A 22,800-nucleotide genomic window follows, 5' to 3' on the forward strand; every position below is an offset into this window, starting at 1 on the left:
TTTAGCACTTTTTCAAGCCAAAATGTAAGTAAAAAATGCAGATACGAGGCAAAATCAAGTTTGACTTTTGCTGATTAAACATGTTACAATTAACTTACCGAGCAGCATGCGCGTAAGTCCAGGTTTGGACTTACGCGCTTTTTTTATTATACGATCTACCTCAGCTAATCTTATTATTTACAGAGGGGGCTGTACAGTACAGTTTTAAATTATATCTCTCATTTTCGTATTTGAAAGGATTCTTACTATGCCAAAAACGAAATTTCAGGAAATCATATTTGCTTTATTGATGTCGCTGACGATGGCTTTTGGAATGGAACATTATAATCTCGGCATCGGTCACGGCGGATTCGATATGTGGATGTTCAAGGCCGCCTGGAACTGGAAGGATATACCGCTGATGACTGCAATTGTCTTCATTATGGAACATTTTATTGCCGGTCCTATTGCTCGGAAGAGGGCATTCAAGCTGGTAACGCCGAGCAAGGACAACCCCCTGTTGGTCACGGTGACAATTGCGGGCTGTACGGTGTTTCTGATGTGTCCGATTATGAGCTTTTGGGCCACACTTATTTTTAAATACAACGGACTGAAAACACTGCTTGCTGTTTATCTACAAACTTTGGTGTGCAACTTTCCCATGGCCCTGCTATGGCAGGTATTTTTTGCGGGTCCGTTCGTCAGGTGGCTTTTCCGGACAATATTCAAAAAACAGCTTGCAGAAAACTGCAAATCATGTGAACAAGAGGCAGCGGTATGAGCAAACCGGTTATAAAATTGTGGACAAGAGATTTCGTATTTATTATATTGATAAATTTCCTTGTTTTCTTAAACCACATTATGCTGTTGTCTACTTTCCCATTTTACATACAAAGTCTTGGAGGGAATGAGGCGCTTGCCGGACTTGCCGCGACTTTGTTCTCGTTGATCGCGGTTCTTTGCAGGCCGTTTATCGGTTGGATGCTGGACAACGGGAAACGGAAAGCAATCTTGGTTGTTGGTATCTGCGGACTAATCCTGATGCCTGTGGGATATATGTGTGTTTCTGTGCTCTTCCTCGCGTTCGTTTGCAGAATGGTACACGGGGCCTCTTTAGCCTGCTCCAATACATCCACCAGTACCATTGCCACCGATATCATTCCAAAACAGCGCTTTGCCGAGGGCATGGGCATGTTCGGCATGGCTACGGCACTGGCGACCTCTTGCGCTCCCGCTTTGGGATTGTATCTGATGGATAATATGGGTTTTACCACACTGTTTCTCTGCTCTGCGGGTTCCGCAGTTATTGCGCTAATCATATTTCTGCTTCTTAAGGTACCCCGGGTCGAGGCTGTAAAGAAGCCTTTGAGCTTCAAGGCACTGATTGACAGAGATGCGCTTCCGGCATCAAGTGTAATGCTGGTATTCCTGCTCACTTTTGGCGCACTTGAGAACTTTCTTGCCAAGTATGCCCGTGATAACAGCCTCCCGACCGGCGGTATTTATTTTGCGATAATGTCCTGTATGCTTTTGCTGGTACGTATCACGGTCGGAAAAGTGGCGGACCGGAAAGGGGAAGGCCTTTTCGTCTACTCTTGTAACGCCGCCATGTTTGCAGCTTTTCTGTTGCTGGCCTTTCATCCAAATACCGTCGCCTTTATCCTGTCTGCCGTATTGGCCGGTTATGGTTTCGGCGGACTCGAACCCGCACTACAGTCTATGGCCGTACACATTGCTCCTCCTGAGAGGCGCGGCTCCGCTAACTCCACCTTCCTTTGTGCTTATGATATTGGAATTGGTATAGGCGGTGGTATTGCAGGGCTCTTAATTACCTGCTGTGGTTATAATAAAATGTTCGTTATCATTTCCTTATCCAACATTGCCTCAGTTATTTTGTACGTCGTTTGGGGAAGAAAGCATCCCTCTTCCTTCTCATATGTAAAACATTGTAATTAACTGGATGACGTTTATAACAATGATCTCATTTTTGCTTTGATAATATTAGCAATAAGTCGACAAGAGCAAACTTGCCGAAAGGCAAGGACGCGAACCTTGAGGATATAAGGTATGTAAGCACAATGACAGTGGCAGGCCCTTTGTATGGATCAAAAAAATAAAGGCGCTACCCGCCCAACAAAAAAAACGCGAGTTTGGCGGGTCTATTCTTATGCCTGAATAAACAGCGTACCCTCCAGACTTGCAGGTTTGGAGGGTTTTTCTATGCGCATTCGATATGCTCTGAACTTCAGGCGGCCGCTCGGTAACAGCGGCCGAGCGTGATGTAGCGGACTACAATCTGCTGCACATCGCTCTTCTAACCGGCAGCTCGTCAAAAAAAGCCTGTGCTTTTCATGGGAACAGCGCGGGCAGCAACACGAACCATCAGAACAGGTAGAATATGAAATAATTTACAGGGGCGAACCTGTGGGCAACCATGCTCACAAGTACGCTCCTGTTTTGTTGTTTGCAGCTATACCGCGCTGCCGGGCTCCGCCGCTTGTTCTTCATTTCCGGATTTCAACAATCACGAAATGGAGGACAAGCCTTATGGCAAAGTATCAGAAAAGACCGGATTATCATGCGAAATATCCCGGTGTGAGCAAAGAAATCATTGAGGTCTTGGAGAAAAGCGACCGTCAGATGGAATATCTGCAGTATGACATCAAAGTCGAGCGATGCCGGATCGATTCTGTGAGCGGCACCATTACATACCTCCCCAGCCGGGAGGACTCTTATGAACGGCTTTTGGAGGAAAACAAGCAGTTTGTCGCCGCTGGCGAGGGTGTGGATGATGCCGCAATCAAGACCGTGATGATCGAAAAAATGCTGATCTGCCTCAAGCAACTCAGCACGGAGGAACAGGAATTGATCACTGCTCTGTTTTTCAAAGGCAAAAGTGAGCATCAGGTGTCCAGAGAAGCTAGTATTCCGCAGCGGACCATTCATGACCGGAAGATAAAGATCCTGGCGAAGTTAAAAAAACTTATGGAAAAGTAAAAATTTTTCTGCTGGCCCCCTTGCTCAACGTGGAAATAGGTGAGGGGGCCAACTTCTCAATTCCACAGGCTCATATATATGCATATTTGTGACATCATCTCGGATTTTTCTTTGATTTCTCCCAAATATATTTGAGAATTCGACATAGACGTTGTATAATACGAATATCCAAATTTAGGAGGATGCCTATGTCAGTTAGCTATAAAAAGCTGTGGAAACTGCTTATCGACCGTGATATAAAAAAGAAAGATCTGTGTGTTTCGGCCGGCATCAGCCCCTCCTCGCTTGCCAAGCTGGGGAAAAGCGAAAATGTCAATACGGATATTCTCGTGAAAATCTGCAACGCGTTAAATTGCGATGTGTCCGATATCATGGAGGTCAAGCCAGTATCCACAGAAAAGGAGGAATCCGAGAATGAAAAGCACAGCTCCTAAGCTGCCCGGAAAGTTCTGCAGGGTGCTCTCCTTTATTCCCTGGATCAATTGGCTTTCCGTGCTTTATGTCGGCATCGTGAATACTAACGCACTGCATATTATCTGCGGGATTGTTTATGCGGTTGTAACCTTCGCGGTCCCATCCACAGCGCCGTTCCTTTGGATTGTCGGGATCGTTCAGTATATTTTTGCTTACAGGAGCATCAAAAAGCTGATGGGTTCGACCGGGGTGTCTTCCTCCAAGCCGCAGGAAAAGGCCAATATCCATTCCCCATCACCGACGGCCCCCGGCTTTTCCGACATGGTGCTCCCGGGGGAGCCGGAGAAAAAACAGGCCGTTCCCGCAAGGCCGCAGTATTCCGCTTCCACAGTCCGGGTTTCAATCCATGATCCGCATGAAAAGTTTTTTGCGGATATGAAAAAGAATGCGCAGAAGGATGGAAAAGAAGTCCCATTTGTGCCTTTTATGTCTTATTGGCCGACTTACGAGAGTATGAACAAAAGCCAGCAGGCATGGTATTTCTACTGGCGTTCTCAGGTCCGTCAGGGAAATTATATTGACACGGATCTGTCATACATTTTCGTACTGATTTATGAGCTGCTCAGTGGAACCGGATGGGAAACCCCGCGGGACGGCTATGAAAAACTCACGCGGGTATGGAACGCCTACCGGGAGAGATTTCCCGCGCTGGACCGTTATCTGGCAGATTGGATATTTGACTTCGCCCGGCAGTATGAACTTACAGACTTTCCCATTTCAGAGCAGGAGAACCCTCACGCCTCGCCCTCGGCTAAAACGGATCTGATGATTGCCCAACATGTGTCCGAGGTTCCGTTGAAGCTCTCTTTTTCTCTCATCGACGCGCTGTGCGACTATTCCATCGTCAGCAGCAAGTTCTATAAAGACGGCAATCAGGAGCTGATGAGGGAAGCCATTCCTCGGGTTGTGGCGCTTGCCGACGCCGCTCTTCAAAAAAAGACGGGAAAGGGCATCTTGGACACCTATGGTCCGACCCGAGCAAAAAAACAGGAATACTATGCGTTTGCAAGCGCAGTATGCCCCCAGGCAAATCAAAAAATAGCCTTCACGATCAAGGGCTATTCCGCTTATCCAAAGCTGCGCGCTTACATCAACGAGCTGGTTCGCTACGGCGAAAACTCGCTGAGAAACCTATGCGGATGCCGGGGCCGTCTTCGCGGGATTACGCTGGACCCGGAAACCTCAAAGCTGATTGACAGTTTTATGGCAAAAGAGTATGGCAATCGGCAGAGAACCGATTTGTCAGAGGAAAAGCCCGCGAAGGTCGTCTTGAATTTTGAAAATATTAACACGCTGCGGGAAGAATCGGATGCCGTGCGGGAAGCACTCTCAGTGGAAGAAACGGAATCCAAAGCAGAAAAGGCTTTACTGACCGATGTGAAAGAGGTTACCTCGATTTATCTGGCACTGTCGCCTGAGTCGCGCGGTCTTCTGGATCGCTTGCAAAAAAGCGCATGGGAGGCTCCTTTCCAGCCGGGGGACGAAGCTCTGATTCAGGAGATCAACCGGCAGGCGGAACGATATCTGGGGCGCGCGCTTCTGGCCGTGGAAAATGCCGATATTATCGCAGAGGACGATTACCAGGACGAGCTTGCCTATATTTATGAAAATCCGCCCGCGATATCGGCGGAGGAGGCCCGGACAAAACGCTTTGACAAATCTCTCCTGCCGGAAGAATTCCGTGACTTTATGGAAGCGCTCTCGCCGGAGCAGGAAAAGGCTCTATTCGCTGTGACCGCATCCGTCGACCCGCAGCCGGAATTGAAAAAAATCGCAGAGGAAACGCTGACTATGCCGCAGATTCTTCTGGACGACATCAACGCGGCGGCCATGCAATACCTGGGGGATATTCTGATTGATACCGCCGAGGAATCGCCGCATATTCTGGACGAATACGCGCCTGCTTTAAAAAAATCAATTGCTTAGGGGGAACGTTATCATGCAGACCGTAAAGATCAGCCGCCGGGAATCTGGCGCGCTTCTCAATTCTCTGATTGCCGGAGTCGTGCCGCGCGTCGGGCTTCGGCACATCGCTGTCGGACGGCAGAAAGAGGTAGGCGCTTTTTTACAGGATTTATCCACAATTGAAGACGGCGGCGCGTCTTTCCGCCTTGTGACCGGCCAGTACGGCAGCGGCAAAAGCTTCCTGCTGCAGATGATCCGCAATAACGCGATGGAACGGAGTTTCGTTGTCGCGGATGCGGATCTTTCCCCGGAACGCAGACTGACCGGCACGAAGGGACAGGGCCTGGCAACCTACCGGGAACTGATGCAGCATCTTTCAATTCTGACCCGGCCGGAGGGCGGGGCTCTGGAGGCGATTCTGCAGAAATGGATCAGCTCTCTGCAGGCGGCCGTCATTCAGGAAAGCGGCTTGCATCCCGGCGATCCGCGAATGGTTGACGCCGTCAGCGGCAAAATCGCGGCGATCATGGCAGAGCTTTCCGAAATGGCCTATGGCTTTGCTTTTTCCACGGTGATCGAAGCCTACTGGCGCGGAATGAAAACCGGGCAGGAAGAACAGAAGCAGTCGGCGCTCCGCTGGCTGAGGGGCGAGTACACGACAAAAACAGAAGCGCGGCAGAACCTTTCGGTGGACTGCATCATTGACGACCAGAGCTGGTATGATTTTCTGAAGCTGTTCGCTCTGTTTGCGGTAAAGGCGGGCTATCAGGGACTGCTCGTCTTTCTGGACGAAGGTGTCAACCTCTATAAGATTACCAATAAGCAGGCCAGAGACAGCAACTATGAAAAGATCCTGACGATCTTCAACGACACCATGCAGGGCAAAGCCCGGTATATCGGCGTTTTCATGAGTGGCACGCCGCAGTTTGTCTATGACGAACGCAGAGGCTTGTTCAATTACGAAGCCCTGCGCTCCCGCCTGGCGGACAACCAGTTCAGCGCAAGCGGCTATGCCGATTATTCCGGACCGGTGATCAAGCTGAACCAGCTGACCCCCGAGGAAATCTATCTTCTGTTGGAACGCCTTTGCGAGCTTCACAGTTGCCATTACAATTATACCTGCCCGCTTGGGCAGCGGGGAGCTTACCGCGTTTCTGAACGCGGTCGTTTCCCGCATGGGGGCGGATCAGCTTCTGACGCCCCGCGAGGTGACAAGGGATTTTCTCGGTCTTTTGAATATCCTCCATCAGAATCCGGAGCTTAGCTTCGATACTTTGGTGAATGAGAAGGGCTTTTCCGTCCAGAGCGCTGAGCAGAACCCGGAGGAAGTGCCGGACAAAGAGGATGAGCTCTTCGCGGAATTTGACATATGAGCGGGACCGCGTTCGAGCGCTACGCGCCGTTTATTCAGGAATACATCTACCGGAAACGCTGGACAGACCTGCGCGAGGTGCAGATGGAGGCCTGCTCCGCAATCCTTGACACAGACGATCACGTCATCATCGCTTCCGGCACGGCGTCGGGCAAGACGGAAGCCGCTTTTTTCCCTATTCTGACCACTCTGTATCACCATCCGTCGAACTCCGTTGGCGTTCTGTATATCGGGCCGCTGAAAGCCCTGATCAATGATCAGTTCGAACGGCTGAGCGGTCTGCTGGAGGACAGCGATATCCCGGTCTGGCCGTGGCACGGGGATGTTTCGCAGTCCGTGAAGCAGCGCGCGCTGAAAGAAGCACAAGGTGTCTTGCAGATTACGCCGGAATCGCTGGAAGCCCTGCTCATGCTTCGTCCGTCAGAGGCAGCCCGCCTTTTCGGGGATCTGCGGTTTGTCATCATTGATGAGATTCACGCCTTCATGGGAACGGACCGCGGATTGCAGGTGCTGTGCCTGCTGGCCAGACTGGAAAAAATCGCGGGCTGCCACCCGAGGCGCGTTGGCCTGTCCGCCACGTTGAACGACTACGAGCCAGCGCTCCGGTATCTGGCGGCCGGGACGGATCGCCGCGCACAGGCCGTTGGCATCCAACACCATGGACGCACGATTTCCCTCTGTGCCGACAGCTTCCTCCTGCCTCACGACCCGGAAGAAGCGGAAAAAATTATGGAGGAATACAATTCTTTTCTCTACGATAACTGCCATGACAAAAAGTGCCTGATCTTCACGAACAGCAGGGGAAGCGCCGAAAAGGTCATCGCCGACATGAAAGAGATCGCACGCAAAAGGCAGGAAAAAGACGTTTTCTTTGTTCATCATGGCAGCGTTTCCGCCGCGCTGCGGCAGGAAGCGGAAGCCGCGTTGCGCGACCGGGATGGCCCGACCGTCGCCGCTGCCACGCTGACGCTGGAGCTGGGCATCGACATCGGAGATCTGGATTCCACCATACAGATTGGAGCGCCTTACTCTTGCACCAGCTTTGTCCAGCGTCTGGGCCGTTCCGGACGGCGCAGCGGAAAATCGCAGATGATGTTTTTTGAGCTGCTGGAGGCGTCGGAGCGGAATGCTTTTGAACAGCTGCCCTGGAAGCTCCTGCGGGCGATTGCCATCATACAACTTTACCTTGAGGAAAGCTGGGTGGAGCCATTTACCATGAAGCCGAAGCCGTTCAGCCTTCTTGCGCATCAGACGTTAAGCACACTGATGACCTACGGAGAACTCAGTCCGCCGGAACTGGCCCGGAGCGTCCTGCTTCTTCCCTCTTTCCGGAAGACGATCACCCAGGAGGAATACAGGCTGATCCTTCGCTATATGATCGCTGAGGATTACCTGCAGCGTGTGGAAAACGGGGCAATTATCGTAGGTATCCGTGGCGAGCGGATTACCAACCATTATTCATTCTACGCTGTTTTTCAGGATGAACAGGCTTTCCATGTGCAAAGCAAGGAAGGAGAAATCGGCACTCTGGACAGCTGCCCGACAGCGGGAGAGGTTTTCGTTTTGGCCGGACGAACCTGGAAAACGCTTGATGTCGATATGGAGCGGAAAATCGTATATGTCGCCCCGGTGAGAAACAACCGGATTCCCAGCTGGAACGGAGGCGGAGGCCATATCCACACCAGGATCGTTCAGAGAATGAAAAAAGCTCTGGAAGAAGACGTCTGCTATCCGTACCTGACACCCAGGGCGCAAGAGGTTCTGGAAGCCGCCCGTTCTCTGGCAAGAGAGTCTGGTATGCTGGAAAGCAGCATTCTCCCATGTGGGGAAAATTCCTTTTTCTTTTGCCCATGGGTTGGCTCAAAGATAATGAAAACCATCAAGTGCCTGCTCAGCTGTGGACTCAAGGAGCCGCTTCAGATCTACTCCGTTTTTGGGGGCGACCATTACCTGCAGATCTCAAGCGGCTTTTCAGGGACCGAGTTTTTCCGGAGAATGGCGGAACTGTCCATTGACATGGACGACCCGGACATGGTCTTGCCGGAGAATCAAATCCCACAGGTGGATAAATACGACGCCATGATTCCGGGAGAACTGCTTCGCAGCGCTTTTTTGCATAACGAGCTGGATATGGAGTCGGCAATTGATGTTTTGAAAGATGTGGAAATCTATAGTTAGTGCCGAGGTGATAAAAACAATATGAAAACGGCAATTACTCAGAATACCTATGATGAAGTTTCACGCCTGGTGGGATGCGCCTTAAGCGCTGACACAAAAAAGCAAGCGGAACCGTTTACAAAGCGGCTGGAGTTTTTACGTTCCTCCGGAGGATATGGAGGATATGTAAATTGTGTTTTGGGTGACTTGATCGCGTCGACAAAACGCGCGTCCGGGAAAGTGGCGGACAAGGAAGGATTGAGCAGTTTCGCACGTACTGATCTTTATAAATTGGAAGGTCAGATCAGCAATGCCGCTGATGAAGGAAACGATACATATTAAAACTGGCCATAAAGTCGGAGAAGCAGTACTGTTGGTGCTGCTTCTCCTTTTATAATGAATTGACAATCACTCTTCACTCGCCACATTATACATGTGAAAGTCTCGACTTAAATTTTTATAAATAAAAGTAAAAAAATTCCGCTCAATCCTCTCACTCAACGGGTAAGTAAGTGAGGGGGTTTTTATATTTCCCTCATTTGCTCCTTGAAAATTTTATATCCGGCAGCATAAATACATGATCTGTCCGGCCGTGATGAGCGGCAGCGACAATAACGGGCGCGCCAAGACTACCTGCGGATGGGTGACAGACATCCGTCGAACCGATGGCATCGAAGGTGACGAGCGGCAAGGCCCGGTTATAAAACAGCCTGTGGTGGGCTGTTTCGCAATGAAACGGACAGTGCTAACGCTACTTCCGTCCAGCCACAGACTCAAGCAATGGGGACGGCTCGGTGAGAACCACGGAGAGGTGAAATCCCTATGGCGTTTGCTTAACTGGCAAACCGTTTATGTTGCCGCCCTAGCTTCGGGAAGCAGTGCCGAATAGAAGCATTCAATCGATAAAATGAAGAACAAGCTTTATATAGATTTGAGGGACAGCCATGTCCAAATGGCTGTCCCTTGTTACATACAGTTGCGGAGGTGCTCGGTATGGATTTGCACAGAGGCGATATATTCTATACGGATTTGACGCCGATAGTAGGATGTGAGCAGGGAGGTATACGCCCCGCGCTGATTATTCAGAATGACATCGGCAACCGATACAGCCCCACGGTAATCGTTGCAGCCATCACCAGCCACATGGAAAAGAATCCTTTGCCTACCCACGTACCGCTGACGGGAGATCAAATCAAGCTCAGGCAAAACTCCATCGTCATGTTGGAGCAGATTCGCACCATTGACTGCTCCCGCTTGCGCGAGTACTTGGGGCACGTCGGAGGTGAGTGCCTTCGGAATGTTGACGGGGCCCTGGGTGTCAGCTTGGGGCTTTTTATCAGGCAACCTAAGAAAAAGGAGGAGCAGTATGAAACGAGCATGGCTTTATTGCCGCATAGACGCGCCGGAGGATCGAAACGGCGCGCTGAAGAAGCAGAAAAAACAGCTTTATGATTTTGCGGAACAGCTGGGATATCAAATTGCCGGAACAAGCGTTGATCTTGATCAGAATATTGAATTGGAGAAGCTGATACAGGCAGCCGACATGGGACGTTTTGACGCTCTTCTTGTCGACAGCCTGTTCCATATTCATCGCGACCGCAATGAGGTGCTTCGTTATGCGCATGAGTTTCAAAGTTTTGGGATTGAAGTCTTTTCTCCCTTGGAAGGACGCATTTTCGCGGGGGAGGGTTCGATATGATCGCTGTTTCAGAACGGGTCTATCTCTCCATGTTCAAGAATGAACCAGAGGTTCTCACGGTTCCCGAGGCCGCCAAACTGCTGCGTATCGGCATCAATCAGACCTATCGCTTAGCACGCAGTGGCCGATTGGGCAGCGTCCGAGTCACTAACAAGGTGCTGGTTCCCAAGCTGTCTGTTGTGGCGTTTCTGGTCGAAAATAACCCGTGCAGGTTTGTACCGTTTGACACCTGGCTTTCTCCGTCTGAGTGTGGTATTGTGTGTACTGCCGACGGCAGTACCGGAGAAAATCACGCGAAAGGAGAACGGAAATGAAACGAATTACAGGTCGTTTGGCCACAAAAAATCAGAAATGGTACGCCGTATTAAATCTGTATGACACAGAAGGAGTCCGCAAGCAAAGATGGGTTAGTCTCGATCTGGAGGACAAGCGCGGCACCAAAACGGAAGCCAATCACCGGCTCACCGAGGTGTTGGCGCAGTACAACGTCGGGGATTTATACCTGCAGGAAAACATGACTCACGCGGACCGGGAACGCAACCGGATTGCCAACATGCTGGTGGAAAATTATCTTCTGGAATGGCTGGAGCAACACAAACCCAATATTTCAAGCTCGACCTACTTGAATTACAAGCGGATGATCAATGGCAGAATGACAGCCTTTTTCAAACCGATGAAGCTCAAGGTGAAGGATGTCACCGGCGACGAGATCAACGCCTACTACACCACGATCCGCTCCGACGGGCTGAAAGGCACAACGGCGCAGCGCCACCACGCCATGCTGCACAGAGCTTTCCAGCAGGCGGTAAAGCGGCGCATCATTCCCACGAATCCCTGTCTGCAGGCGGACAGGCCCAAATCCGTGCCGTTCATCGGCAGCTACTACAACGCCGAGGAGCTGAAAGAGCTCCTGAACTGCGTCGAGGGGGACCCGATCCGTTTGGTCATCATGCTGGCGGCCTACTACGGACTGCGCCGCAGCGAAGTGCTGGGATTGAAATGGTCGGCGGTGGATTTCACCGCCAAAACGGTCAGCATCCGGCACAAGATTCTGGAGGAGGAAACCAAAAGCGGCATTGTGCTCAAGGGCTACGACGTGATGAAAACAAAATCCTCCTACCGCACCCTGCCGCTGATTCCTCACATTGAGGAGGAGCTTCTGGCGGAGCAGGCGAGGCAGGAGGAAATGCGAAAAGTCATGCGGGGCGCTTATGACAAGAAATATTCGGAGTACATATGCGTAGACGCGCTGGGCGGCCTGATCACCCCGCAGTATGTCAGCAGTCATTTTCAGGTCATTTTAAAAGATAACGGGCTTCGAAAAATCCGCTTCCACGATTTACGGCACAGCTGCGCCTCGCTCCTGCTGGCAAACAATATCCCCATGAAAATGATCCAGGACTGGCTGGGGCACTCCGACATGGCGACCACCGCCAACATCTACTCGCACATCGACAGCTCCAGCAAGCTGACCAGCGCAAACATGATTGAAGAAGTGCTTGGGGTGGCCGAAGACGGGGATAATCCGGAGAACGGCAAGGACGAAAAACCGGAATAAGCTCTCCGAAGGTTCGAACCCACGCAATGTCGCAGAAGACTTTCCCATCTTGCAGTTTTCTTGCAGAAAAAGCCCAGAAAAGCCGCAAATCCGCTTGCTTCGATTTCCACCAATGTGGGGGAAGCAATGTGAAAACAGGTATAAAAATGTCCTAAAAGCCCTCTAAAATAGAACTTTTAGGACAAATATGGCGGAGAGGGAGGGATTCGAACCCTCGTGAGATTGCTCTCAAACTGATTTCGAGTCAGCCCCGTTATGACCACTTCGATACCTCTCCATGTATTTTCAACCGATTGCTCGGTGAAAAGGCGATATTCAGTTGATTGCAAAATTGCAAGAAAACTGCAAGATGAAAATTAAAACTACTGTAAAACCAGAGCCGCAAACCCGCATGAATACAGGCTTTGTCGAACCTGTCCCATCGCTGACCACACGCGATTTCGAGTGCGGGCCGTTATGACCACTTCGATACTCTTCCACAGTATTTTCAACCGATTGCTCGGCGAAAAGGCGATATTCAGTTGATTGCAAAATTGCAAGAAAACTGCAAGATGGAAATTAAAACTGCTGCAAAATCGGAGCCGCAAACCCGCATGGAATCAGGCTTTTCCGGGATTTCCCCATCACAAAGCACCCGCGGTTTCGAGTCAGCCCCGTTATGACCACTTCGATACCTCTCCATGTATTTTCAACCGATTGCTCGGCGAAAAGGCGATATTCAGTTGATTGCAAAATTGCGAGAAAACTGCAAGATGAAAATTAGAACCGCTGTAAAATAGGAGCCGCAAACCCGCATGAAATCAGGCTTCTTCGAGCCTGTCCCATCGCCGACCACACGCGATTTTGAAGGGTCAGACCCGTGACGGCCGCTCTGACACGCTTGAGTCTATGCACGATAAGCGTGCTTTCTTATTTTACTGGGAAGCGCTGAAAAAGTCAAGGCTTTTTCAAAAACAATCAGCCGTAGGCCTGAATGGAGGAGGCGCTCTTGGCGTCATCTGGAAGAGTGACGGAAGGCGCGGAGTTAATCTTATCGATGTTCCCCGATAGTTCGCATTTTGTTACATGAACCGATACGCTGCTGCCGTCAATATTTTTGAAGATCTGATTGACCGCGTCCGTCAGGTCGGCTTCAATCCGGACGATTTTTCCGGTGCCTGCGTCAATGTAGCAATAGCCGTATAAATCGGGCGCGCCGTTGAGCAGAGCCGGGACCACCGTGCTGGAATTTTCAGCCATACCCGAAACCGTCACAATATTTTCCACTGCACTGCGCAGAATTTCACTGCTTAGCTTTAGCTCAATCTTATGGACTTTCCGGGAATGCAGCGTCGTTTCCCGCACATATTTCTGGTCTTCCGCATTGTTCAGCACGCGGAGAATATCCACCTGGGCCGCGGGCGAAGTGTCGAGGTTGCCCGCGTCGGTTTTCTGCCAGACCCCGTTTGGCTTACAGTAAAAGCTCGGTTTGCCGTTCTCGGTCAGGGTGTACGTCTCATTGTCGCTGGAGATGCCGTCATTCTGGATTTTCTGAACCGATTTTATTGCGAACGGCTTTGCCGTGTATGTAATACTGTTGGAGGAAGAATAGACATGTTGGGCGCCGTTCGCCGTAAACACAAGGTTCTGGCTGATGTCGGCGCTGCAGCTTTGTATGGAATCCGCGTCCGTTTTTGCTTCCCGGAACAGAACGCCGGCGTCGGGTCCGCCGGAACAGGCGTTGCACATTATCGCGGCGGCAAGAAACAGAAGCGCGGAAAAAATGCGATTAATTCGTTTCATGATGAACCTCTTTTCAGTCGATCTGAGCCTGTCCCCATTATAATGGTTTTAGAGTATGTCCGCAACCGGATTTCTTCCCCCGAACTTGACAGTTACCCTCCTGACAGCGTAAAATAGATGCAAAATCAACTGATTTCTTCCCTTTGCGCACTCTAAATTTTTTAATTAAGGAAGTTGCCCGCATGAATCAAATCAGCAGCCTTGCAATGAGTTTCGCCTCCCTTTCCGTCTATCGCGGAATATTAAACCGGCCGGTGCCCGCGGCGCTCTGCCGACTGCTTCACGCGGCGGGCCATTCGCAGCGGGAATTTGCGGAAGCGTGGGGCGCTTTCTTTTCCGCTCTTTGCGGGCAGGAGGGAAGCTCAAACCTGCGCGGCTGTCTCGCCAGGGATGTTTTATACGACCAAAACGCGTTCTCTCTGGCGGCGGCGCGGGGAGAGGAGATTGGCCGCACGGTTTTGGACGCGGCGCGGCGCGACCTGGACGTCGTCTTTCAGGCGGCTTCCGTCACGCCGGAACAGCTGCTCGAGGGATGCGACTTTGCGGACGGCCTAAGGGCGCTGAATCTGCCGCGGTGGCAAACGGGGGCGCTGCCCCCGCCGTTTGAGGCCGGCGGCGGAACTTTCGCGGACCGTGCCGCCCGGTATTACCGTGAAAACGGATGCGGCGTATACGCGCGCTGCCGGGCGTTTATCTGGCGAGGCGGAGAAATCAGGCCGGTTTTGCATCCTGACCCGACCGTTCTTTCCGAGCTTACGGGTTATGAGGATCAGCGCCGGACGGTGATTGACAATACGCTGGCTTTTCTTAACGGCCTGCCCGCGAATAACTGCCTGCTGTACGGAGACCGGGGCACCGGCAAATCCTCCACCGTCAAGGCGATTCTGAACGGGTACTGTCATCGCGGCCTGCGGATGATCGAAATGCCGAAGGAATCCCTCTCCGATTTTCCCGTCCTGGTGGACAAAATCGCAGAGCTTCCGATGAAATTTATCGTTTTTATCGACGATCTTTCCTTTTCCCGCCAGGATGAAACGTATGCTTCGCTGAAAGCGGTGCTGGAAGGCGGCCTTGCGGCAAGGCCGGAAAACACGCTGATTTACGCGACAAGCAACCGCAGGCATTTGCTGCGCGAAACGTTTTCCGACCGGGAGGGCGATGAAATCCACCGGGGCGACACGATTCAGGAAAGCCTCTCGCTTGCGGACCGGTTCGGGCTATCCGTCAATTTCAGCCTTCCGGCGAAGGACGAATATCTGGAGATTGTACGCGGGCTGGCTGAGCGGAGGGGGCTCGGCGGCCATATGAAGGAACTTGAGGAGGGGGCCGAACGCTGGGCGATCGGCCGCGGAGGGCGTTCGCCGCGCTGCGCGAAGCAGTATATCCGCGCGGCGGAGGCCCGCATTCGAAGCGGCCGGAAGCCGGAGTAAACCGAGACCGAGAAAAGGAGTCTGGAATGGGAAAAAGATTTTTGGCCGTATTCCTGGCGGCGATGCTTGCGTTTTCCGCCTTGTCCGCCTGCAGCCGCGCAAGTGATATTTCTTCCGGAGCGGGGGATAAGGACTTTCCCGTTGCGTTCGGGAATGTGACGATTCAAAAGGAACCCGCCGGCGCGGTGGTGCTGTCGCCGAATATCGCGTCCGTGATTCTGTCCATCGGATATGAAGCGACTCTGAAAGCGAGAAGCAAGGACTGCACGCAGAGCGATCTTTCCGTTCTGCCGGTCGTTTCCGCCGACGACGCGCAGAAAATACGCGACCTTGGCGCGGACATCGTTTTCGCGGATTCCCTGACCGAAGAGCAGAAATCCTCGATGGAAAAGGCGGGACTGACGGTCCTGACTCTGCAGCCGGCGAACAGCCGGGAAGGATTGGAAAAGCTCTATTCGTATGTGGGCTCGGCGCTCAAAGGCGCGCGGACCGGCTACCAGAAAGGGCAGGACGCGGCGGCCGGAATCTATCAGACCATCGATGACATTACCCGCATTTTACCGGACAGCGACACACCGGTCACGGCGGTGTATCTTTATGACGCGAAGGGCGCCGCCGCGACCGGCGACACGCTCGCCGGAAAGCTGATTGACGCTGCCGGGCTGACCAATTCCGCGGAAGGCGGAAAAGATAAAACCGTGAAAGTCTCCGATTTGCTGCTGGCGGACCCAAAGTACATATTCTGTGCCAAAGGCGTCAGGTCCCTGCTGGAAGCCTCGCCTGATTACGCAAAATTGACGGCGGTGAAGGAAAAACGCGTTTATGAGATGGACCCCGGCCTGATGAACCTTCAGGGGGAGGAACTGGTCCAGGCGGTCAGCTTTATGGCCGGAACCGTGCATCCTGAGCTGCTGGGTTCGGCCTCCTCGTCATCCGGGGCGGCCTCTTCCTCCTCTTCCTCTTCTTCGGGCGCTTCTGTCGAGACGAACCTGAATCTGGACCAGACTCTGAAGAACGGGATGCAAAGCGACGACGTTTTGAAAATGCAGAATCGTCTGGAACAGTTGGGATATATGTTCGTAAAGCCGACGGGGCTTTATGCGGAAGGAACCGAGCAGGCCGTAAAAGATTTTCAGCTTTTGAACGGAATGACGGTAACCGGCGTGGCGGACCCCGCGACCCTGAAAAAGATGTTCTCCTCCGGCGCGGTCAAACGGCCCGCTGAATAAACGCAAAATTGCCCCGGCGGCTTTCCGCCGGGGCAATTTTCTTTTGGTCAGGCATTGACAAACCCCGCGGCTTATCTTATAATGGATAAGCATTTGCGCATGAGAACGAGTCTTATGCGGGAAGCATTTTGAATGATTTGTCTCCGTAGCTCAGCTGGATAGAGCGTCCGCCTCCTAAGCGGAAGGCCAGGCGTTCAAATCGCCTCGGGGACGCCACAGCGCCGTATTTTTACGGCGCTCATTTTTTGTAATGCGAAAACTCGCGGCTGTGCGGGGAGTATTGGTCCCCTTCCGCACCCAAATGCTTTCGATTTCGTTTTGTCCTGTGTGCGGGAGGGGCAGGGGGAGAGAATCGCCGTTGCAAGTCTAAGAAACCCCTGAGCGGCCTTGAGACGCAGCCGGTAAAACAGGGCTTTGCCCGTATAGAAAGAGGGGGTGTTGCAAAACGGCACGAAAAAAAGTCGGAGCAACCATACGAAAAGGTATTGGCAGCTCCGGCTTTTTGCTTTAAAATTTAGTTGTGAAAGAAAATAAAAAGCTCTTAGAGCATAACAGATTTGAGCGAAAAAATCAACAGTTGACGCTCCCAATGGATATGGAAATAACAATACCGCAGGATGATCCGGTACGGCTTGCCAGCGCGCAGCTTGAGGAACTGGATTACAGGGAACTGTATCGCGCCTATTCTTCACAGGGAAGGAAATCGGCGGCTGAACCCCGGATCATCTTTGAGGTATTGGTGTACGGTTACATGTGCGGCATCTACTCGACGCGAAAGCTGGAGGAGGCCTGCCGGAAACGCGTGGACTTCATGTGGCTGCTCAATGGAGAACCGGTGCCGGACTACAGCACGTTTGCGAGGTTTCGCACCGGACGCACCAAAGAAGCGGTGGAAGATTTGTTTTACCAATTTGTCCGGCGCCTGGAACAGATGGGCGAGACGGAGCACGACGAGGTATTCATCGACGGCACCAAGCTGGAGAGCCGGGCGAACCGCTACACGTTTGTCTGGCGCAAGACGACGGAGAAATATTTGGCCAAAGTGAAGGATGCCGTGCGTGAGGAATTTGAAAGCCGTGGAATTTCCGGCAATGTGACCCTGAAAAAGTTCCGTGAATTGGTAAAATCGGAAAAGGCGGCCTGTGAGAAAAACGGAATTCATTTTGTACATGGAGCCGGTCGCCGCAAGCCGCCCCGGCAGCGGGCGTATGAGAAGATTTTTACATTGCTGGAAAAGTGGGAGGGCTATGAGAAGAAGCTGTTTTTAATGGGAAACAGTCGTAACAGTTATGCCAAAACAGATCCGGATGCCACCTTTATGCATATGAAGGAAGACCATATGCGCAACGGGCAGCTCAAACCGGGCTACAATGTGCAGATTGCCGTGAACAGCGAGTACATCACAGGCGCCGCGGCTTTTTCGAACCGGACGGACAGCGGGACGCTGCGACCCTTTTTGCGCAGACTCGAACAGCAGCATGGGGAACGCTACCGGGATATTGTGGCGGACGCGGGCTATGAAAGTCTGGACAACTACCTGTATCTGGAGGGAAACGGGCAGACCAGCTTCATCAAACCCATCAACTACGAAGCACAAAAAAACAAAAAGTTCAGGCAGCAGATCGGCCGCCGGGAGAATATGCAATATGACAAACAGCAAGACTGCTATGTCTGCGCGGCCGGCAGAAAGCTTCTTTTCCATCACGAAAGTACGCAGCGGAATCGGCAGGGATATTTCCCAACGACGGCGTATTACCGGTGCGATAGCTGCGTCGGCTGCCCGTGCCGTGAAGCTTGCTGCAAGGCAAAAAGCGGCACGCCGAAAGAACTGAGAGTGAAAACGGATTTGGTTCGCCTGAGTGACGATTCCCGGAAAAACATTAAAACCGAACGTGGAATTACGCTTCGGATGAACCGCTCTATCCAGGTGGAAGGGGCCTTCGGCGTTCTGAAAAGCAACCGCAAATTCAAGCGCTTTCTTACCCGGGGCCGGGCAAACATTTCAACGGAGCTTTACCTTTTGTGCATGGGCTACAACTTGAACAAGCTCTGTGCGAAATGCAACACAGGAAGGTTAAAAACACATTTGTTTTGCCTTCAAAAAGAGTAGATTCCAGAAAAACAGAAAATGATTGATTTTTCAGCTTCGCTTTACGGCGGAGCTTAGCATTGCTATTCCTATTTCGACGATTTGTCTCGCAAAGTTTTCAACAAAAGCTTCGTATTTAGATCACTTTTCAACATGAACGGGGGTGTTGCAAAATTTTCATTTTGCAACACCCCCTTACTATTGCTTTTTCTCGCTTTGTGTGCTACACTGGTCTAAAAATTTGCTTGAGGTGTGCAATGGCAAAGGTAAAGCTTACAATTACGGAGTCAAACTGCCGGTGCGGCATTCATCGGGCGGGCGAGACCTTCCTGGTGCAGGACCTTTGCCCGCCGATTTGCCATGAGCTGTGGAATAATATATATCCGTCCGTTTACGCGCTGCTGAACGGGGCGGAGCTAGAAATCGGCGAGAACAGACAGAAATGTTTCGACGCAAAATGTCCGGACGGCGGAAGAGTGTGCGTTCACGGAGAAGTTTGCGCCTGAAACATGAATCCATGGGGATGAAAAAATACAGGCTAAGGAGCTGTTGCAAAATGAATTTGCGATGGCAACTGTACAAACCAATAGCCCTGAAAGCGAGAAAATGCGCCTTGAGACGGCTTTAGAAGCCCAGTCAAAGCGCATTTTTTGTGCATTTTTACGACGAGGCCATTTTGCAAGCCTCTTTCTGTTCGATTATGATTCGGCAAGGGCTTTGTTACGATTTACTCCATTTCCAATTCATGTACTGCCGCACGACATCCGTTACGGCGACCTGCTTTTTAACGGCGACCTCCTCAAATATTCTCCGAACGACGGGAAGACCGCTTCCGAACGGGTCCTGAACTGTCAAAATACGCCTGTCCATTCTTTTCATTTCCTCGACTGTCAAAACTGGAACCTCCCTACTTTAGCAGATGACTCTATTATACCGCGATCATGTGCATTTGTCGCAATATCGCAATGAAATGATTCTCCGGAAAGTATTATGAGAGTTTGGGAAAAGATGCGGTGCCGGTAGTGATATTAACGACGCTTTGTGATATAATGAAAAATCAGATGCAGACATTCAAATTCTTTTCTTTGGGAGATTTTCTATGAGATACGATTCACCGTACGGTCCTTTCGGACCATATGGAGACCCGCGTTATTATATGGCCGTGCAGGAAGAAAAAAAGCAGATCCGCCGCGAGTCCAACCGCCTTGGCTGGACCGCGTTTTCCGGCATCTTTCTGCTGGCTGTAATCCCGCTAATCGGCGTGCTGTATTTTCGCATGCTGCAGCCGTACCAGCCCGGGATACAGGAATTCGGCGGAGTAAACCCGGTGATGTTTTATCTGATCAACGCGCTGGGCTACGTGCTGGGGCTGTCCGCCCCCGTGATGATCTATTTTGCGCTGCGCCGGATTCCTCTTTCAGCGGGAATCCCGTTTGAAAAGGCGGGAGTCCTCAAGACCCTTGCCTGTGTGCTCCTGGGCAGCGCCGGCTGCCTTTTGGCAAATTTTCCCGCCAGCATAATCGTCAATCTGGAACAGGCCTTCGGGTTCAGCGGGAATATTCCGGACATGCCGCTGAACGACAACCCCGCCGTACTGGCCCTGTATGTTCTGAGCGTTGTGGTGATCCCCCCGATTGTGGAGGAAATGATGTTCCGCGGCATGATTCTTCAGGGATTGCGCCGTTTCGGGAACGGGTTCGCGGTTTTTGCTTCCGCGGCGCTGTTCGGCCTGTACCACGGCAACCTGGCACAGTCTGTTTTTGCGTTTCTTTGCGGTCTGGTTCTGGGCTTTGTCGTCATTCGGACCAATTCGCTCCTTCCGTCCATCCTCATTCACGCGCTCAACAATCTGGCGGCGGTCGTCCTTGAATTTGTCGAACGGTACCGGGGAACCGGGGCCGCGGTGACGGTCGGCAATTACAGGGCGGGCGCCCTGCTTGTGCTTGGGCTGCTGTCCCTGATTTATCTGTTAATTCGGGACAGAAACTTTTTCCGCACGGGAGCTTCCGTCTCTCCGCTCCGTTTTTCCCAGAAGATCGGCGCTCTGTTTTCAAATCCGGGCGTGATCATGCTGACGATTTACGCGGCGGCCGCTTCCGTCTATGTGTTAACGGGGACTTGAGCCATGAGGACCGATGAGGATTTTATGCGCGAGGCCATCCGTTTGGCGCGGGAGGCCGGAGCAGAGGGAGAGGTTCCGGTCGGGGCAGTCGTGGCGCGCGGCGGCGAGGTGATCGCCCGCGGCAGGAACTGGAGGGAAAACGGCAAAAACGCCCTTTGCCACGCCGAGATGGAAGCGATCGACGGAGCCTGCCGGGCGCTGGGCGGATGGCGGCTGTGGCAGTGCGAGCTGTTCGTCACGCTGGAACCGTGCCCCATGTGCGCCGGGGCGATCATCAATTCCCGTCTTCGCCGCGTCGTGTTCGGCGCGCGCGACCCCAAGGCGGGTTCCTGCGGGTCTGTGGTCAACCTGTTCGAGCTGCCGTATAACCACAAGCCGGAGCTGACGGAGGGTGTTCTCAGGGAGGAATGCTCCGCTCTTCTTAGTGATTTTTTTCGGCGGCTTAGAAAATAGATCCGGGCAAATTGGATGGGAAAGGAATCTGTTCCATGACTGAGCTGGTTGATTTATTTTTCACCTTCTCCAAGATCGGCGTGCTGACCTTCGGCGGAGGGTACGCCATGCTTCCGATTCTGCAGAGGGAGATTGTTGAAGACAAAAAGTGGGCCGAGGACAGCGAATTGGCGGATTACTTTGCAATCGGGCAGTGTACGCCCGGAATTATCGCGGTTAACACGGCGACGTTTATCGGATGCAAGCGAAAAGGAGTCGCGGGCGGTATCGTCGCGACGCTGGGGCTGGTGTTTCCCGCTCTGATCATCATCACGGTCATTGCGGCGTTCCTTCGCAATTTTGCCGACCTTCAGCCGGTCAAAGACGCTTTTGCGGCCGTGCGCGTCTGCGTCTGCGTTTTGATTCTCAACGCCGTGATCAAACTGGGCAAAAGCTCCGTGAAGGATACGGTTACGCTGATCATCTTTCTCTGCGTTTTTCTGCTCTCCTTTTTCACGAATTACTCCCCGATTCTCTGGGTTGTGCTTGCCGCCGCGGCCGGAATCCTTGTGAAAGGCGGGCGCCGCGCATGATTTATCTGAAACTGTTTTACGAGTTTGCGAAGATCGGTCTTTTCTCCGTCGGCGGCGGTCTCGCGACCCTGCCGTTCTTAACGGATCTTGGGAACAGCACGGGCTGGTTTACTCCGGCGGACCTTGCGAACATGCTCGCGATTTCGGAATCGACGCCCGGGGCGATCGGCGTCAACATGGCGACCTATGTCGGCTTTCACGTGGCGTCTTTGCCCGGCGCGGCGGTTGCGACGCTGGGGCTGGTGACCCCTTCCATCGCGGTGATCCTTGTCATCGCCCATATGCTGAAGCGGTTCCAGCAGAACCGTTATGTCCAGAACGCGTTCTACGCTTTGCGCCCGGCTTCGACCGGGCTGATCGCCGCGGCGGGGATGGGCGTTGTGAGCATCTCGATTCTGACGCTGAGCGATTATTCGCAGACCGGAAATCTGCTGAATCTGGTAAACTGGAAAGCACTTTTGCTTGCGGTCGCCCTGTTTTTCGCCATGAAAAAAATCAAATGGCATCCCGCGGCGTTTATCGCGATTTCCGCCGTGATCGGGATTGTGTTCCATTTCGCTAGCTGAAGCGTCCGAAAGAATAAGAAACGGCCCCGGATAATCTGTCCGGGGCCGTTTCTTATTCTTTTCGCGTAAATTCCCGGTCGTCCAGGTAAAGGGTATTCCCGTCGACCCGAAAATCATAGGTTTCTTTCACGGTTTTGATCACGACTTTATACTGAATGGTGATCTGTGAACCCTCTACGCTGTAAGTTCCCTGAAAGGAGCCGAGGTTCAGCGCCTCGATTTTCATCGTCCCGTCGGAATTGAAGCGGTATTCCGTCAGACCGTACGAATCTTTCCAGCGGCCCGTGAGGTTGTCCGGCTCCGAGGGCGGGGCGGGCTTGCATCCGGCCAAGGTTAAAAAAAATACCGTCAGCAAAATCGCTGAAATCACTCGCTTCAAAAGGATCACTCTCCCCGTTATTCAGGAAAATGGTAGC

General features: G+C 52.2%; 23 protein-coding genes, 2 tRNA genes and 1 pseudogene. 22 read left to right on the top strand and 4 right to left on the bottom strand.

From position 1 onward, the window contains the following. Nucleotides 1-247 precede the first annotated feature (247 nt). The 13 genes and pseudogenes from HCR03_RS15105 (at nucleotide 248) to HCR03_RS15160 (ending at nucleotide 12,141) form a co-directional block, all read left to right on the top strand. Nucleotides 248-760, top strand: coding sequence for a DUF2798 domain-containing protein (locus tag HCR03_RS15105; RefSeq protein ID WP_187035184.1), 513 nt, complete (start codon nucleotides 248-250; stop codon nucleotides 758-760). Further along, on the top strand, nucleotides 757-1,935 hold the full coding sequence (locus HCR03_RS15110) for an MFS transporter (protein ID WP_187035186.1): 1,179 nt from the start codon (nucleotides 757-759) through the stop codon (nucleotides 1,933-1,935). Before HCR03_RS15105 ends, HCR03_RS15110 begins: the two co-directional genes overlap by 4 nt. A gap of 591 nt (nucleotides 1,936-2,526) precedes the next feature. Further along, nucleotides 2,527-2,976, top strand: a complete 450-nt coding sequence (locus tag HCR03_RS15115; protein WP_187035188.1) for a sigma-70 family RNA polymerase sigma factor — start codon at nucleotides 2,527-2,529, stop codon at nucleotides 2,974-2,976. 188 nt (nucleotides 2,977-3,164) lie between these two features. Beyond that, nucleotides 3,165-3,410, top strand: coding sequence for a helix-turn-helix domain-containing protein (locus tag HCR03_RS15120; RefSeq protein ID WP_187035190.1), 246 nt, complete (start codon nucleotides 3,165-3,167; stop codon nucleotides 3,408-3,410). Continuing rightward, a complete protein-coding gene (locus HCR03_RS15125; protein ID WP_187035192.1) occupies nucleotides 3,391-5,376 on the top strand; it encodes a TerB N-terminal domain-containing protein in 1,986 nt (661 codons plus the stop codon). Before HCR03_RS15120 ends, HCR03_RS15125 begins: the two co-directional genes overlap by 20 nt. A gap of 13 nt (nucleotides 5,377-5,389) precedes the next feature. Then, nucleotides 5,390-6,619: an ATP-binding protein gene (locus HCR03_RS15130; protein WP_267459187.1), complete on the top strand. Its 1,230-nt coding sequence runs from the start codon at nucleotides 5,390-5,392 to the stop codon at nucleotides 6,617-6,619. After that, on the top strand, nucleotides 6,531-6,728 hold the full coding sequence (locus tag HCR03_RS20180) for a BREX system ATP-binding domain-containing protein (RefSeq protein ID WP_267459188.1): 198 nt from the start codon (nucleotides 6,531-6,533) through the stop codon (nucleotides 6,726-6,728). The genes HCR03_RS15130 and HCR03_RS20180 overlap by 89 nt, the downstream gene beginning before the upstream one ends. After that, entirely contained in the window at nucleotides 6,725-8,905 is a 2,181-nt protein-coding gene (locus HCR03_RS15135) for a DEAD/DEAH box helicase (protein ID WP_187035194.1), read from the top strand. Before HCR03_RS20180 ends, HCR03_RS15135 begins: the two co-directional genes overlap by 4 nt. 21 nt (nucleotides 8,906-8,926) lie before the next feature. Then, nucleotides 8,927-9,226 carry a hypothetical protein gene (locus HCR03_RS15140; protein ID WP_187035196.1) on the top strand — a complete coding sequence of 100 codons (300 nt, stop codon included), beginning with the start codon at nucleotides 8,927-8,929 and terminating at the stop codon, nucleotides 9,224-9,226. A gap of 651 nt (nucleotides 9,227-9,877) precedes the next feature. Continuing rightward, nucleotides 9,878-10,216: pseudogene (locus tag HCR03_RS15145) on the top strand (type II toxin-antitoxin system PemK/MazF family toxin); the annotation flags it as partial. A gap of 34 nt (nucleotides 10,217-10,250) precedes the next feature. Beyond that, a complete protein-coding gene (locus HCR03_RS15150; protein ID WP_187035200.1) occupies nucleotides 10,251-10,583 on the top strand; it encodes a recombinase family protein in 333 nt (110 codons plus the stop codon). After that, nucleotides 10,580-10,897, top strand: coding sequence for a helix-turn-helix domain-containing protein (locus tag HCR03_RS15155; RefSeq protein ID WP_187035202.1), 318 nt, complete (start codon nucleotides 10,580-10,582; stop codon nucleotides 10,895-10,897). The genes HCR03_RS15150 and HCR03_RS15155 overlap by 4 nt, the downstream gene beginning before the upstream one ends. Next, entirely contained in the window at nucleotides 10,894-12,141 is a 1,248-nt protein-coding gene (locus HCR03_RS15160; RefSeq protein WP_187035204.1) for a tyrosine-type recombinase/integrase, read from the top strand. The genes HCR03_RS15155 and HCR03_RS15160 overlap by 4 nt, the downstream gene beginning before the upstream one ends. 188 nt (nucleotides 12,142-12,329) lie before the next feature. Here HCR03_RS15160 and HCR03_RS15165 read toward each other — a convergent pair. Both HCR03_RS15165 and HCR03_RS15170 read right to left on the bottom strand, forming a co-directional pair. Further along, a tRNA-Ser gene (locus HCR03_RS15165) sits at nucleotides 12,330-12,418 on the bottom strand. Between the two features lie 680 nt (nucleotides 12,419-13,098). After that, on the bottom strand, nucleotides 13,099-13,923 hold the full coding sequence (locus HCR03_RS15170; RefSeq protein ID WP_066648516.1) for a hypothetical protein: 825 nt from the start codon (nucleotides 13,921-13,923) through the stop codon (nucleotides 13,099-13,101). Between the two features lie 182 nt (nucleotides 13,924-14,105). On the opposite strand from HCR03_RS15170, the gene HCR03_RS15175 reads away from it, so the two are divergent. The 5 genes from HCR03_RS15175 (at nucleotide 14,106) to HCR03_RS15195 (ending at nucleotide 19,177) form a co-directional block, all read left to right on the top strand. Next, nucleotides 14,106-15,353, top strand: a complete 1,248-nt coding sequence (locus tag HCR03_RS15175) for an ATP-binding protein (RefSeq protein ID WP_083210216.1) — start codon at nucleotides 14,106-14,108, stop codon at nucleotides 15,351-15,353. A gap of 26 nt (nucleotides 15,354-15,379) precedes the next feature. Continuing rightward, the gene (locus HCR03_RS15180; RefSeq protein ID WP_187035206.1) at nucleotides 15,380-16,582 is read left to right on the top strand and encodes a peptidoglycan-binding protein; all 1,203 of its coding nucleotides are present in this window, start codon (nucleotides 15,380-15,382) and stop codon (nucleotides 16,580-16,582) included. A gap of 139 nt (nucleotides 16,583-16,721) precedes the next feature. Then, nucleotides 16,722-16,798, top strand: a tRNA-Arg gene (locus HCR03_RS15185). Nucleotides 16,799-17,171: 373 nt separating this feature from the next. Continuing rightward, nucleotides 17,172-18,692: an IS1182 family transposase gene (locus HCR03_RS15190; protein ID WP_187034602.1), complete on the top strand. Its 1,521-nt coding sequence runs from the start codon at nucleotides 17,172-17,174 to the stop codon at nucleotides 18,690-18,692. A 236-nt stretch (nucleotides 18,693-18,928) separates the two neighbouring features. Further along, the gene (locus tag HCR03_RS15195) at nucleotides 18,929-19,177 is read left to right on the top strand and encodes a TIGR04076 family protein (protein WP_066647207.1); all 249 of its coding nucleotides are present in this window, start codon (nucleotides 18,929-18,931) and stop codon (nucleotides 19,175-19,177) included. Nucleotides 19,178-19,391: 214 nt separating this feature from the next. Here HCR03_RS15195 and HCR03_RS15200 read toward each other — a convergent pair whose 3' ends face one another. Then, a complete protein-coding gene (locus HCR03_RS15200; RefSeq protein ID WP_156991499.1) occupies nucleotides 19,392-19,565 on the bottom strand; it encodes a hypothetical protein in 174 nt (57 codons plus the stop codon). 205 nt (nucleotides 19,566-19,770) lie between these two features. Here HCR03_RS15200 and HCR03_RS15205 point away from each other — a divergent pair, with 205 nt between their 5' ends. From HCR03_RS15205 to HCR03_RS15220, 4 genes are read left to right on the top strand one after another with little or no spacing between them, the layout of a single operon-like run. Next, entirely contained in the window at nucleotides 19,771-20,793 is a 1,023-nt protein-coding gene (locus tag HCR03_RS15205) for a CPBP family intramembrane glutamic endopeptidase (protein ID WP_083210157.1), read from the top strand. Nucleotides 20,794-20,796: 3 nt separating this feature from the next. Then, a complete protein-coding gene (locus HCR03_RS15210) occupies nucleotides 20,797-21,246 on the top strand; it encodes a nucleoside deaminase (RefSeq protein WP_187035208.1) in 450 nt (149 codons plus the stop codon). Nucleotides 21,247-21,281: 35 nt separating this feature from the next. After that, nucleotides 21,282-21,818, top strand: coding sequence for a chromate transporter (locus tag HCR03_RS15215; RefSeq protein ID WP_187035210.1), 537 nt, complete (start codon nucleotides 21,282-21,284; stop codon nucleotides 21,816-21,818). Then, complete coding sequence (locus tag HCR03_RS15220; RefSeq protein ID WP_187035212.1) at nucleotides 21,815-22,384, top strand: chromate transporter; 570 nt, start codon at nucleotides 21,815-21,817, stop codon at nucleotides 22,382-22,384. Before HCR03_RS15215 ends, HCR03_RS15220 begins: the two co-directional genes overlap by 4 nt. A 52-nt stretch (nucleotides 22,385-22,436) precedes the next feature. Here the strand turns inward: HCR03_RS15220 and HCR03_RS15225 are convergent, their stop codons facing one another. Continuing rightward, a complete protein-coding gene (locus HCR03_RS15225) occupies nucleotides 22,437-22,754 on the bottom strand; it encodes a DUF5640 domain-containing protein (RefSeq protein ID WP_228725211.1) in 318 nt (105 codons plus the stop codon). Between the last annotated feature and the right edge of the window lie 46 nt (nucleotides 22,755-22,800).

The organism is Caproicibacter fermentans (assembly GCF_014303955.1).
Classification (GTDB): Bacteria; Bacillota; Clostridia; order Oscillospirales; family Acutalibacteraceae; genus Caproicibacter; species Caproicibacter fermentans.